The following is a 12,465-nucleotide window of genomic DNA, read 5'->3' as shown; positions in this document are numbered from 1 at the left end:
CGCCGGACCTGGCGCGCCCGCCGCCGCGGGGCGTCCCCGCCCCGCGCCCGCGAGGGGACGGCGCCGGGACCGGTGGGGGACGGCGCGGGCGGAGGGACGGCCTACAGCCTGCGGCCGCAGTGGGGCCAGGGGCTCGCGCCCCGCTGGACGTAGAGCTTCTTCGCCCGGAACGTCTGCTCCGATCCCGAGGCGTCCTGCGGGCGCCCGCTCCCGCCGAGGCCCTGCCAGGTGCGGACGTCGAACTGGTAGAGGCCGCCGTAGGTGCCCGAGGGGTCGGTGGCGGAGGGGCGGCCGCCGGACTCGCACCGGGCCAGCGCCGCCCAGTCGAGGCCGTCCGCGCCGGCGACCGAGGTCGGCAGCGGCTTGGTGCCCACCTTGACGAGCTGCCCGACGGGCTCGCGGACGGTCTCCTCGGCGATCCGGCGGGGCTTCTGCCGGACCCCGTTGACGGTGCGCAGGCTGTACGTGACCCGGCGGGCCCCGGGCCGGCCGGACCGCTCGACGACCTCGGTGCCGGCGAACAGGGTGGGGTCCTTGACCCGCTCCGTCGCGTACGGGATGCGTTCCTCGCGGACCTCGCGGCTGCCGGTGATCCGGAGCACGGTGACGGTCTGGCCGTCGCGCGGGAAGGCGGTGGGGGGAACCGAGGTGGTGTCCTCGCCGCGCAGGGTGATGCCGGCCTGGTCGAGGGCCTCCCGGACGGTGGCGGCGTTGGTGCGGATCGTGCGCTCGCGGCCGTCGGCCAGGAACGTGACGCTGCGCTCCGTGCGGACGCTGAGGGCGAGGCCCGCGCGCGGGACCGGCGCGGTGCGGGGAGCGGAGAGGTAGGCGCCCTCGGCCCGGATGCCGAACTGGCGCAGGGCGCCCTCGACGGTGCGGGCGGTGGTCCACACCTGGCGCTGCCGGCCGTCGAGGGTGAGGCGCAGCGGGCGGCCGTAGCGGACGACGATCTCCTCGCCGTCGTCGAGGCGGGCGCCCGGGGCGGGGGCGACGAGGTCGTGGGGGCCGACGCCGAGGCCTTCGGAGGCGAGCAGTTCGCCGATGTCGTCGGCGAAGGTGTGCAGGTCGCGGGGGACCCCGTCGACGGTGAGGCGTACGGCCTTGTCGGCGGCGACGAACGCGGTGGTGCCGCCGGCGAGGAAGGCGACGACCAGGGCCTGGGGGACGATCCGCCGCCAGGTCGCGCCGAGCGCGGAGGGCCCCGCCGTACGGGCACCGCGCCGGCGTCCGGCGCCGGGAACCCCGGCCGGTACGGCGGGAACGGCGGGCGGGGTGAGGGCGGGCGGGGTGAGGGCGGGCGCGGGGACGGCGGGCGCGGGGACGCCCGGCGCGGGGACGGCCGGCGCGTACGGGCCCGCCACCGCCTCGGCGGGACCCCGGCGGCGGCCGGAGCCGGACCCGGCGAGCGGTACGTCGGGCCGGCCGCCCCGCCGACGGCCGGGTCCGGCGGGCGCGGGCAGGACCCCCGGCCCGGCGGCCTCCGCGGCGCTGCCCCGGCGTCTGCCGGAGCCGGACGGGGCGGCCGCCGGGGCGGCGGGCTCCCCGGCCCCGCGGCGGCGGCCGGTGCCCGGTTCGGCGGCGGGGGCGGGGATGGTCACGGCGCCGGGCAGCGTCACGGCGGCGGCCGGGGCCTCGCGGCGGCGACGGCCCGCCGGGGCGTCCGGCTCCGCCGGGTCCCACGGGCCGGCCGGCCGGCCCGGGGGCTCGTCCTCGTACGCCTCCGGGACGGGACCGCCGCGGCGGTGACTGCCCTGCGTATCGCTCACGACGCTCGCTCCACTGTCCGGCCCCCGCTGGTTCGGGCACGGCACCTTAGCGGAGGATCCGTCACGCTCCCAATCCGTTCGATCACACAGGGTGGCGGTCGAGCGGGTGTCCGGGGATGGATCCGGGACGGGATCCGGGACGGGATCCGGCGATCGGGGGAGCGGGGACGCGCGGGCGGCGGGGCGTCAGTAGGCGAAGGCGCGCGCCGTGTTGGCGGCCAGGGCGGTGGCCATGGCGTCCTCGTCGAGTCCGCGGACGGCCGCCATCGCCCGTACGGTCAGCGGAATGAGGTAGGGCGCGTTGGGCCGTCCGCGGTACGGCGCCGGGGTCAGGTACGGGGCGTCCGTCTCGACGAGCACCAGCTCCAGCGGGGCCACGGCGAGGGCCTCGCGCAGCGGCGCGGCGTTCTTGAAGGTGACGGTCCCGGCGAAGGACATGTAGTACCCGGCCGCCGCGCATTCGCGGGCCATCTCGGCGTCCCCCGAGTAGCAGTGGAAGACGGTCCGTTCGGGGGCGCCCTCCTCGCGCAGGACGCGCAGCACGTCCGCGTGGGCGTCACGGTCGTGGATGACCAGGGCTTTGCCCTGCCGCTTGGCGATCTCGATGTGGGCGCGGAAGGAACGCTCCTGCGCGGCCGTCCCCTCCGGGCCCGTCCGGAAGAAGTCCAGGCCGGTCTCGCCGACCGCCTTCACGTGGTCGAGCGCGGCGAGCGCCTCGATCTCGGCGAGCGCGTCGTCGAGCGCGCCCTCGCCGCCGCCGGTCCGGGCGCCCTGCCGCGACCAGCCGTCGGGGTCCCCGTGGACGATGCGGGGGGCTTCGTTCGGGTGGAGCGCCACCGCGGCGTGCACGTTCGGGTACCGGGCCGCGGTCTCGGCGGCCCAGCGGGAGCCCTTCACGTCGCAGCCCACCTGGACGACCGTGGTCACGCCCACCGACGCGGCCTTGGCGAGACCCTCGTCGACGGTTCCGGCCTGCATGTCGAGGTGGGTGTGCGAGTCGGCCACCGCCACCCGCAGCGGTTCGGGCAGCGGCGGCGGGGCGTCCTTCGAAGCGGTGCTCATACGGCCGATCCTATGACCGGCGGATGAGCCCCTTCAGCCGGGCGAGCGGTCCCCGGTGCCCGTCGGCGGCGTCCACGGCGACCGGCCCGGGGGCGTCGTGGAGCGGGGCGGCCCTGCGCGGCTTCGGCGCCCTGGGCGGCTTGGGCGCCTTTGGGGCCCTGGGGACGTTCTGCCCCGCCGGGACGGGTCCGGCGATGCCGGGGGCGACGGGGTGGTGGTAGAGCTGGTCGATCATCCCGAGCACGGAGGAGACCTGGCCCGCCCGCATGATCCGTACGACGTGCCCGCCGCAGTTCAGGCAGGTCGGGTTCGACAGCGGGGAGGGCACCCGCTCCTGGTCGGCGGTGTAGACGATGAACGGACGTCCCGTGCCGTCGACGCGGTGCTCTATCTCGTACGCCTGCTCCCAGCCGTAGCCGCACCTCATGCACGCGAACGAGTACGCCTCGTGCACGATCTGCACGGCAGGGGTGGACACGGCGCGGGGAACCGCGGCGGCGACGGGTACCGGGGTGTCTGCGATCTCACTCATGCCAGCTCCTCTTGTTCCACTGGTGCCATTGCCAGTGGACGCCTCTTCGGGCGGGAGCGCATCAGGCTCGGTCGAGTGTTGGACGGTCCTTGGGCGACTCATGCCCAAAGCGCCCGGTGCGCGGTCTGAGCTTTGCCTTTCAGGCTAGCTCTTTACCCGACGGGGGCGCCTTTCGAGCCTCATTCTTTGCCGCCACCACGGCGTCGAAGACCTCGCGCTTGGGTACCCCGGCCTCGGCCGCGACCGCCGCGATGGCCTCCTTGCGCCGCTCCCCCGCCTCCTCGCGCACCCGCACCCTGCGCACCAGCTCCTCGGCGTCCACGTCGCCCGGCCGGGCCGCCGGCGCGCCTTCGACGACGACGGTGATCTCGCCGCGGACGCCCTCGGCGGCCCAGGCCGCGAGTTCGCCGAGCCCGCCGCGCTTGACCTCCTCGTACGTCTTGGTCAGCTCGCGGCACACGGCCGCCCGCCGGTCGGCGCCGAAGACCTCCGCCATGGCGGCGAGGGTGTCGTCGAGCCGGTGCGGGGCCTCGAAGTAGACGAGCGTGCGCCGCTCGCCCTCGACCTCGCGCAGCCGGCCCAGGCGCTCGCCCGCCTTGCGCGGCAGGAAGCCCTCGAAGCAGAACCGGTCCACGGGCAGTCCGGAGAGCGCGAGCGCGGTGAGCACCGCGGACGGGCCGGGCACGGCGGTGACCTTGATGTCCTTCTGCACGGCGGCGGCGACCAGCCGGTAGCCGGGGTCCGAGACGGAGGGCATGCCCGCGTCGGTCACCAGCAGCACCCGCTTGCCCGCCTCCAGGGCCTCGACCAGCTCCGGGGTGCGGGCCGACTCGTTGCCCTCGAAGTACGAGAGCACGCGCCCGGTGGTGTGCACCCCCAGCCCCTGCGTGAGGCGGCGCAGCCGCCGGGTGTCCTCGGCGGCGATCACGTCCGCCCGCTCCAGCTCGGCGCCGAGCCGCGGCGGGGCGTCCGCCAGGTCGCCGATCGGGGTCCCGGCGAGGACGAGGACGCCTGCCTGGCCGGCGGGCGTGTGGACGGGTTCGGTGCCGCGGGGCTGGTCGGTTGTCACCGCCCCATCCTCTCAGCCCGCCCGGCCGGCCCGGCCCGCGGCGGGGTCGGGGTCGGGCGGGGCCGGGCGCGGGGCCGGGGCGGGGTCGGGGCCGGGGCCGGGGCCGGGGCCGGGCGGCCCCGCGGGGCCCGGTTCGCCCGGTGGGCACGCGGCGACTGGGGCTCCCACAGATCGGTTCCCTACGATGACCCGGTGACCAGTACCGCGACGCCGCCGCCCAGCCCCGCGGGGGCCCCGCCCGCCCCGCCCGCGGGACGCGCAGAAGAGCCGCCCACATGGCTGCGCCGCCTGCGCGGTTTCGGCTACGCGCCCCCGGCGGGGACCGGGCCCCGCCCGGACGTCCGCACCCGCCTGGTGCCCCCGTACGCCAGGCCGTCGGCGCAGCTGTGGGCGACCTTCGGGCTGCCGCCCGAGGTGTGGGGCACCTGGCAGCGCATCGTCGCGTGGGCCGGTCCGCTGCTGGTGGCGCTGGTCGCCGGCGTGCTGCGGTTCGTGCACCTGGGCAGCCCGAAGGCGGTGATATTCGACGAGACGTACTACGCCAAGGACGCCTGGGCCACGATCCGTCAGGGCTACGAGGCCAGCTGGCCCAAGGACATCGACAAGTCGATCCTCGCGAACCCGGACGGGGTGCCGCTGCCGGTCGACCCCGGCTACGTGGTGCACCCGCCGGTCGGCAAGTGGGTCATCGGGCTCGGCGAGTGGATGTTCGGCCTCACCCCCTTCGGCTGGCGGTTCATGACCGCCGTGCTCGGCACGCTGTCGGTGCTGATGCTGTGCCGGATCGGGCGCCGCCTCTTCCGGTCCACGTTCCTCGGCTGCCTGGCGGGCACGCTGCTGGCGGTGGACGGCCTGCACCTGGTCATGAGCCGGACCGCGCTGCTCGACCTGGTGCTGATGTTCTTCGTGCTGGCCGCCTTCGGGGCGCTGCTCGTCGACCGGGACCGGGCCCGGGCCAGACTCGCCGGCGCGCTGCCGGTGGACGAGGAGGGCCGGACCAGGCCCGACACGACGATCGCCGAGACGCTGGGGCTGGGCTGGCGGCCGTACCGCATCCTGGCCGGCGTCTGCCTCGGCCTGGCCGCGGGCACGAAGTGGAACGGCTTCATCGCGCTGGCCTTCTTCGGCGTCCTGACCGTCCTGTGGGACGCGGCCGCGCGCCGCACGGCGGGCGCGGGCGCCCCGTACGCCTCGATGCTGCGGCGCGACGCGCTGCCCGCCTTCGTGTCGACGGTGCCGGTGGCGGTGGCGACGTACGTGGCGTCCTGGTCGGGCTGGATCTTCAGCCCGGACAACGGCAAGGGCGGCTACCTGCGCGACTGGGCCGCCAAGAACGACCAGGGCAGCGCCCTGTCCTTCCTGCCCGAGTGGGTGCGCAGCCTGTGGCACTACGAGACCGAGGTCTACCGCTTCCACGTCGGCCTGACCTCCGGGCACACCTACGAGTCCAACCCGTGGAGCTGGCTGGTCCTGGGCCGGCCCGTCTCCTTCTTCTACGAGTCCCCCGGCCCCGGCACGGACGGCTGCCCGGCGACGGAGGCGGGCAAGTGCGCCCGCGAGGTCCTGGCCCTGGGCACCCCGCTGCTGTGGTGGGCGGGCTGCTTCGCGCTGCTGTACGTGCTGTGGCGGTGGTTCTTCCGCCGCGACTGGCGGGCGGGCGCGATCGCGTGCGCGCTGGGCGCGGGCCTGCTGCCCTGGTTCAACTACCAGGAGCGGACGATCTTCTTCTTCTACTCGGTCGTCTTCGTCCCGTACCTGTGCCTGGCGGTGGCGATGATGATCGGCGCCCTGCTGGGCCCGGCGGGCTCGTCGGAACGCCGGCGCGCCCTGGGCGCGATCGGGGCGGGCGTGCTGGTCCTGCTGATCGTGTGGAACTTCATCTACTTCTGGCCCATCTACACCGGCGAGACCCTGCCGATGGACTCCTGGCGCAACCGCATGTGGCTGGACACCTGGGTCTAGCGGGCGTCCCGCCTGGCGGCGCCGCCAGGCGGTGTCAGGCCGGGTTCAGGAGGGTCGTGATGCGGGACTCCGTCCAGTGGCCCGAGGCGCCCGGGCAGCGGGCGAGGTACGCGGCGACGGAGCGCTCGTCCCACGCTCCGGTCTCCAGCAGGCCCGCCGCCAGGAGCCGTACGTACGCGGCCGAGGGCGCGGCCCAGGGCACGTCCGCCATGGCCCACGGCGCCGTGAACGTCAGCACCGGGACGCCCTCCAGCGCGCCGGGGCAGATCAGCGTCTCGTACCGGCCGGGCCCCAGCACGTCGCGGCCCGTGCGCAGGACCGTGGTCAGGTCGAGGTCGGCGCCCGGCTCCCGGTACATCTCCTGGGCCGCGATGTCGGAGAACTGCCGCGCCGACACCAGGTGGGCCCGCGCCCGGGTGCGGCCCGGCGGCGCCGGGTCGTAGAAGCCCCGGCCGCCGGTCCACACCACGGACTCCGTGGCGAAGTACAGCCGGCCCGGCAGCTCGACGGCGACCGACCGCGCCGGGGCGCGCCGGTCGCGGCACCCGGGGTGGCGGTGGGAGGACCCCGGAGGGGCGCCGCCGGCGATGTAGGAGTTCAGGCGGTCCAGGTGCATGTTCGAGCCGTACGCCGTGTACCAGATCAGGTCCGGCGGCGGCCCGTCCACCCGGGCCGCTTCCACCTCGTGCACGACGTTCCTGGGACGCATGGGGCTCCTGGGAGATGTTCCGGTCCGGTAACAAGGCTGAACGGTTGTGTATGCACAGCGTAAGGTCTGCACCTGAGATTCTTTGAACGCGTTCAGAGAAGCGATGTGTTTTCCCGGGGGAGGGACCAGTAGTGAACGGGGCAGCGAAGAGTGCCGTCATCGGCGGGGTGTTCCTGGCGATGGTGGGCGGAACCGCGTACGGGGTGTACGCGCTGGTGGGGGACGACGGCGCGGGCGGTGACGCCTCCGGCGGCACCGCCGTGCGGTCGGAGAAGGGCAGCGGGCCGGTCGGCGAGAAGGAGGCCGCCTCGGCCGCCAAGGCCTTCCTGTCGGCGTGGGCCGCGGGTGACGGCAGGACCGCCGCCGACCTGACGAACAACGCCGCGGCCGCGCAGACCGCGCTGGGCGACTTCACGGCCAAGGCGCACGTGTCGAAGGCCGTGATCACGCCCGGCCCGCCCACCGGGACCACCGTGCCCTTCAAGGTCGCGGCGGAGATCACGTACGAGGGCGTCACCAAGCCGCTCGCCTACGACTCCAAGCTGACCGTGGTGCGCGGCCTGACCAGCGGCAAGCCCCTGGTCGACTGGCAGTCCTCGATCGTCCACCCGGAGCTCGGCACGGGCGAGACGCTGCGCGCCGGCGCGCCCGCGACCCCGCCGGTGAAGGCCGTGGACCGCAACGGCGAGGAGCTGACCGCGGAGAAGTACCCCTCGCTGCGGACGGTCCTGGCCCAGCTGCGCGAGACGTACGGCGCCAAGGGCGGCGGCAAGGCGGGCGCCGAGCTGTGGATCGAGCCCGCCGGCGGGAGCGGCACCCGGCGGACCCTGCTGACGCTGGTGGAGGGCGAGCCGAGCACCCTGAAGACGTACCTGGACGCGAAGGTGCAGGCGGCGGCCGAGCAGGCCGTGGCCAAGTACCCCGAGGCCTCGGTGGTCGCCGTCAAGCCGAGCAACGGGCACATCCTGGCCATCGCCAACCACCGCGCGGACGGCTACGACGCGGCGATGACGGGCAACCGGGCGCCGGGCTCGACGATGAAGGTCGTGACGGCCGCGATGCTGCTCGACCGCGGACTGGTCGCGGCCGACAAGCCGGCGGAGTGCACGAAGGAGGTGGTCTGGGGCGGCCGCACCTTCCACAACCTGAAGAACTTCGAACTGCCCGGCGCGACCTTCGCCAAGAGCTTCGCCCAGTCCTGCAACACCGCCTTCATCAAGCCGATCGACGACGTGCGCGACGACGCGGCGCTGTCGAAGGAGGCCCAGGAGGTCTTCGGCATCGGGCTGGACTGGAAGACGGGCGTCAAGTCCACGGACGGCAAGGTGCCGACGGCGACGGGCGCGGAGGAGGCCGCCGCGTACATCGGGCAGGGCCGGATCACCATGAACCCCCTGAACGTCGCGTCGATCACCGCGACCGCGCGCTCCGGGGTGTTCCGCCAGCCGCTGCTGGTCTCCCCGGACCTCGACGGCCGTACGGTCGCCACGGCCGAGCGGCGGATGAAGCCGGCGGTGCACCAGCAGCTGGTGTCGATGATGCGGCTGACGGCGACCAGCGGTACGGGCGCCAGGGCGATGGCGCCGGTCGGCGGCGACAAGGGCGCGAAGACCGGCTCCGCGGAGGTCGACGGCGCGGGCAGCCCCGACAGCTGGTTCACCGGGTTCAGCGGCGACGTCGCCGCGGCGGCGATGGTCGAGGGCGGCGGCCACGGCGGCGACGCGGCGGGCCCGATCGTCGCCTCGGTGCTCGGCACGCGCTGACCCGCCCGCCCCAGGCGGCCCCCGCCCCCAGCCCCGCCGACGCTTGAGGCGCGGGGTCCGGGGGCGGGGCCCCCGGAAGCGGGGCCGGCCAGCCCCCGGGGCGCGGGGCCGAGCCCCGCCGGCCCCGCGACCACGCCGTACCCGCCCGCCGCCCCGTGGGGATACCGTGCCCCCATGACCACCCCGCACCCCCTCTTCGCCGAGGCCCTGACCCGCCTCGGCCTCGACGCGTCGGCCGTCCGCAGCTTCCCGGACGGCACCCGCACCGCCGCCGACGCCGCCGCCGCGATCGGCTGCGAACTCAGCCAGATCACCAAGTCGCTGATCTTCGCGGCGGACGGGGTACCGGTGCTGGTGCTCGTCGACGGCGCCTCCCGGGTCGACGTCGAGGCGGTCCGCCGCGCACTCGGGGCCGCGCGCGTCACCCGCGCCGACGCCGCCGTGGTCCGCGAGACCACCGGGTACGCCATCGGCGGCGTCCCGCCCTTCGGCCACCGCACCCGGACCCGGGTGCTGGCCGACCGGGCGCTGCTCGACCACGACGTCGTCTGGGCGGCCGCCGGCACCCCGCACACCGTGTTCCCGATGCCCCCCGAGGAGCTGCTCGCGCACGCGGGGGCCGTCCTGGCCGACGTACGCGAACGGCCGGCCACCGCCTGAGGGCCGACGGCCTCCCCCGGCCTAGGCCGTCTCTTTCGGATCTTGTCGGCCGAGCCCGCGGCGTCTGGTGCCGTGCCTGGTCGTGCTGTCAGGGCGCCCGTGTACTGGACGTACTCGGTTGCCCTGGCAGTGCGGCCGGGCGCGGTGCCGGGCGTCGCGGGCCCGGCAAGATCCGAAAGAGACGGCCTAGAGGCAGGCGCGCACCGCCCGGACCAGGGCCTGTGCCCGCGGGTCGGCGGTGACCGACTTGGCCAGGGCGTTCGTGACGTACCCGAAGCCGACGCCCGCCTCGGGATCGGCGAAGGCCAGCGAGCCCCCGCGTCCCGGGTGCCCGAAGGAGGCCGGGGACAGCAGGGGCGAGGCGGCGCCGTGCAGCATGTAGCCGGGGCCGAAGCGGGTGTTCACCACGAGCACCCGGTCCGGGCCCGCGGACAGCTCCGACCCGGCGAGGGCCGTGGTGCGCGGGGTGAACAGGCGGGCGCCGTCCTCGGTGTCGTCCAGCAGCGCCGCGTAGAAGCCGGCCAGGGCCCGCGCCGTGCCGATGCCCGCCGAGGCGGGGAGTTCGGCGGCCCGGTACTCCGGGGCGTTCTCGTCCGGCAGCGGATCGATGGCGGCGAAGGCGCGCCGGGTCAGGGAGGCGGGGTCGGCGTACGCCTCGGACACGTTCCTGCGCGGCCGGATCCTCAGCGAACCAGCCCGCTCCGGCGGTTCCACCGGGGCGACGCGGCCCACCCGGCCGGCCGCCGCCTCGGCTCCGGGCAGCCCGATCCAGAAGTCCAGCCCCAGCGGGCCCGTGACCTCGGCCGCCAGCCAGTGGCCGAGCGGGGTGCCGGTCACCCGCAGCACCAGCTCCGACAGCAGCCAGCTGTACGTCTGCGCGTGGTAGCCGTGGTCGGTGCCGGGCTCCCAGAAGGGCCGCTGTGCGGCGACGGCGCGCGCCCCGGTCGTCCCGTCGACGGCCTCGGCCGGGGTCAGGCTCCGGTCCAGCGCGGGTATCCCGGCCCGGTGCGCGAGCAGGTCCCGTACGAGGACCCGGTCCTTGCCGCCCGCCTTGAATTCGGGCCAGTACGAGCCCACCGGCGCCTCCAGGTCCAGCAGCCCCCGCTGGTGCAGCAGCAGCGGCACGGCGGCGGCGACCCCCTTGGTGGCCGACCGGACCACCTGCGCGGTCCCCGCTCCCCACGGCTCGGCGGAGCCCCCGTCGACGACGCCGTCCGCGTCCTTCGGTCCGGCCCACAGGTCGACGACCCGGCGCCCGTCCCGGTACACGGCCACGGCCGCGCCCCGGTCCCCCAGCACCTCGAAGTTGCGTACGAAGGCCTCGCGGACGGCCTCGAAACCCTCCGCCACCTCACCCTGGATGTTCACGAGCGGTCCAACACGCGGCGCCGTCCCCTTATGCCGGTCGTCCCCTTATGCCGGCCGTCCCCCTATGCCACGTGCACGGAGCGCGGGTCGAACCCGAACGGCAGCTCCAGGCGGTGGGACCGCATCAGCCGCTCGTCGCACAGCAGGTCCTGGGTGCGTCCGTCGGCCGCGATGACGCCCTCGCTGAGGATCACGGCCCGCGGGCACAGCTCCAGGGCGTACGGCAGGTCGTGCGTGACCATGAGGACCGTCACGTCCAGGGACCGCAGGACGTCGGCGAGCTCGCGCCGCGAGGCCGGGTCCAGGTTGGACGAGGGCTCGTCGAGGACGAGGATCTCGGGCCGCATGGCCAGTACGGTCGCCACCGCGACGCGGCGGCGCTGCCCGAAGGACAGGTGGTGCGGGGGCCGGTCGGCGAAGCCGGCCATGCCGACCTGCTCCAGGGCGGCGTGGACCCGCTGCTCCAGCTCCGCGCCGCGCAGGCCGGCCGCTGCCGGGCCGAAGGCGACGTCCTCCCGGACGGTGGGCATGAACAGCTGGTCGTCGGGGTCCTGGAAGACGATCCCGACCCGCCGCCGGACCTCGGCGAAGTTCCGCTTCTCCACGGGCAGGCCGGCTACGGTGACGGAGCCGACGCCGCCGGTCAGGATCCCGTTGAGGTGCAGGACGAGGGTGGTCTTGCCGGCGCCGTTGGGGCCGAGGAGGGCGACGCGCTCGCCGCGGCCGACGGTCAGGTCCACTCCGAAGAGGGCCTGGTGGCCGTCGGGGTAGGCGTAGGCGAGGCCGGAGATCTCCAGCGAGGGTGCGGTCGTCACAGGGTCCATCCCATCAGACAGACGGCGAGCGCCGTCACCGGGAGCACGGCGGCGTACGCCCACTGGGTGCGGGTGGCCGTCACCTCGTCGATCACCGGCATCGAGCCGGCGTAGCCGCGGCTGACCATGGCCAGGTACACCCGCTCGCCGCGCTCGTAGGAGCGGATGAACAGGGCCCCGGCCGTCTTGGCCAGGACGCCCCAGTGCCGGACGCCGCGGGCCTCGAAGCCGCGCGAGCGCCGCGCGACGGACATCCGGCGCAGCTCGTCGGTGACCACGTCGCCGTAGCGGATCATGAAGGAGGCGATCTGTACGAGCAGCGGCGGCAGCTTCAGCCGCTGGAGGCCGAGCAGCAGCGCCCGCAGTTCGGTGGTCGAGGCGAGCAGCACGGAGGCGGCGACGCCGAGGGTGCCCTTGGCCAGGACGTTCCAGGCGCCCCAGAGCCCGGAGACGCTGAGCGACATGCCGAGCACCTCGACCCGCTCGCCCTCCGCCACGAACGGCATGAGGACGGCGAACGCGACGAACGGGACCTCGATCACGAGCCGCCGGAGCAGGAAGCCCGCGGGGATGCGGGCCACGGCGGCGGCCCCGGCGACGAGGACGGCGTACAGGCCGAAGGCCCACACCGCCTCGCGCGGTGTGGACACGACGACCAGGACGAAGGCGAAGGTCGCGGCGAGCTTGCAGTGCGGCGGGAGGCCGTGGACCGGCGAGTGCCCGTGCCGGTAGAGCGTGTGGGCGTGGCCGGTTCCCATG

General features: G+C 75.4%; 11 protein-coding genes. 3 read left to right on the top strand and 8 right to left on the bottom strand.

All coding sequences use genetic code 11. From position 1 onward, the window contains the following. Positions 1-101 precede the first annotated feature (101 nt). The 4 genes from ACZ6S8_RS20595 to rsmI form a co-directional block, all read right to left on the bottom strand. Positions 102-1,361, bottom strand: coding sequence for a ubiquitin-like domain-containing protein (locus tag ACZ6S8_RS20595; protein WP_469457894.1), 1,260 nt, complete (start codon positions 1,359-1,361; stop codon positions 102-104). Between the two features lie 591 nt (positions 1,362-1,952). Next, entirely contained in the window at positions 1,953-2,828 is an 876-nt protein-coding gene (locus ACZ6S8_RS20590; RefSeq protein ID WP_469457689.1) for a TatD family hydrolase, read from the bottom strand. A gap of 10 nt (positions 2,829-2,838) precedes the next feature. Continuing rightward, complete coding sequence (locus ACZ6S8_RS20585; protein ID WP_469457687.1) at positions 2,839-3,360, bottom strand: hypothetical protein; 522 nt, start codon at positions 3,358-3,360, stop codon at positions 2,839-2,841. Positions 3,361-3,499: 139 nt separating this feature from the next. Further along, the gene (rsmI, locus tag ACZ6S8_RS20580) at positions 3,500-4,429 is read right to left on the bottom strand and encodes a 16S rRNA (cytidine(1402)-2'-O)-methyltransferase (protein WP_469457685.1); all 930 of its coding nucleotides are present in this window, start codon (positions 4,427-4,429) and stop codon (positions 3,500-3,502) included. A gap of 192 nt (positions 4,430-4,621) precedes the next feature. Here rsmI and ACZ6S8_RS20575 point away from each other — a divergent pair, with 192 nt between their 5' ends. Beyond that, positions 4,622-6,391 carry a dolichyl-phosphate-mannose--protein mannosyltransferase gene (locus ACZ6S8_RS20575; RefSeq protein ID WP_469457683.1) on the top strand — a complete coding sequence of 590 codons (1,770 nt, stop codon included), beginning with the start codon at positions 4,622-4,624 and terminating at the stop codon, positions 6,389-6,391. Between the two features lie 34 nt (positions 6,392-6,425). Here the strand turns inward: ACZ6S8_RS20575 and ACZ6S8_RS20570 are convergent, their stop codons facing one another. After that, the gene (locus ACZ6S8_RS20570; protein WP_469457682.1) at positions 6,426-7,100 is read right to left on the bottom strand and encodes a histone deacetylase; all 675 of its coding nucleotides are present in this window, start codon (positions 7,098-7,100) and stop codon (positions 6,426-6,428) included. 131 nt (positions 7,101-7,231) lie between these two features. On the opposite strand from ACZ6S8_RS20570, the gene ACZ6S8_RS20565 reads away from it, so the two are divergent. Both ACZ6S8_RS20565 and ACZ6S8_RS20560 read left to right on the top strand, forming a co-directional pair. Then, positions 7,232-8,863 (top strand): penicillin-binding transpeptidase domain-containing protein, encoded by a 1,632-nt coding sequence (locus ACZ6S8_RS20565; RefSeq protein ID WP_469457680.1) that lies wholly within the window; start codon positions 7,232-7,234, stop codon positions 8,861-8,863. A 174-nt stretch (positions 8,864-9,037) separates the two neighbouring features. Beyond that, entirely contained in the window at positions 9,038-9,523 is a 486-nt protein-coding gene (locus ACZ6S8_RS20560; RefSeq protein ID WP_469457679.1) for a YbaK/EbsC family protein, read from the top strand. 186 nt (positions 9,524-9,709) lie between these two features. Here the strand turns inward: ACZ6S8_RS20560 and ACZ6S8_RS20555 are convergent, their stop codons facing one another. The 3 genes from ACZ6S8_RS20555 to cbiQ all read right to left on the bottom strand — a co-directional run bounded on the left by ACZ6S8_RS20555 (position 9,710) and on the right by cbiQ (position 12,464). After that, positions 9,710-10,891, bottom strand: coding sequence for a serine hydrolase domain-containing protein (locus tag ACZ6S8_RS20555; protein ID WP_469457677.1), 1,182 nt, complete (start codon positions 10,889-10,891; stop codon positions 9,710-9,712). Between the two features lie 62 nt (positions 10,892-10,953). After that, a complete protein-coding gene (locus tag ACZ6S8_RS20550) occupies positions 10,954-11,715 on the bottom strand; it encodes an energy-coupling factor ABC transporter ATP-binding protein (RefSeq protein ID WP_469457675.1) in 762 nt (253 codons plus the stop codon). After that, positions 11,703-12,464 (bottom strand): cobalt ECF transporter T component CbiQ, encoded by a 762-nt coding sequence (cbiQ, locus tag ACZ6S8_RS20545; protein WP_469457673.1) that lies wholly within the window; start codon positions 12,462-12,464, stop codon positions 11,703-11,705. Before cbiQ ends, ACZ6S8_RS20550 begins: the two co-directional genes overlap by 13 nt. Position 12,465: the final 1 nt, after the last annotated feature.

This window comes from Streptomyces sp. NPDC048461, from assembly GCF_055587105.1.
This window is presented reverse-complemented; position numbering and strand designations above follow the sequence as displayed.

Coding starts and splice junctions, on each gene's coding strand:
- ACZ6S8_RS20590 (WP_469457689.1), bottom strand. CDS start 2,828: ATGAGCACCGCTTCGAAGGACGCCCCGCCGCCGCTGCCCGAACCGCTG.
- ACZ6S8_RS20585 (WP_469457687.1), bottom strand. CDS start 3,360: ATGAGTGAGATCGCAGACACCCCGGTACCCGTCGCCGCCGCGGTTCCC.
- ACZ6S8_RS20570 (WP_469457682.1), bottom strand. CDS start 7,100: ATGCGTCCCAGGAACGTCGTGCACGAGGTGGAAGCGGCCCGGGTGGAC.
- ACZ6S8_RS20560 (WP_469457679.1), top strand. CDS start 9,038: ATGACCACCCCGCACCCCCTCTTCGCCGAGGCCCTGACCCGCCTCGGC.
- ACZ6S8_RS20550 (WP_469457675.1), bottom strand. CDS start 11,715: ATGGACCCTGTGACGACCGCACCCTCGCTGGAGATCTCCGGCCTCGCC.
- cbiQ (WP_469457673.1), bottom strand. CDS start 12,464: ATGGGAACCGGCCACGCCCACACGCTCTACCGGCACGGGCACTCGCCG.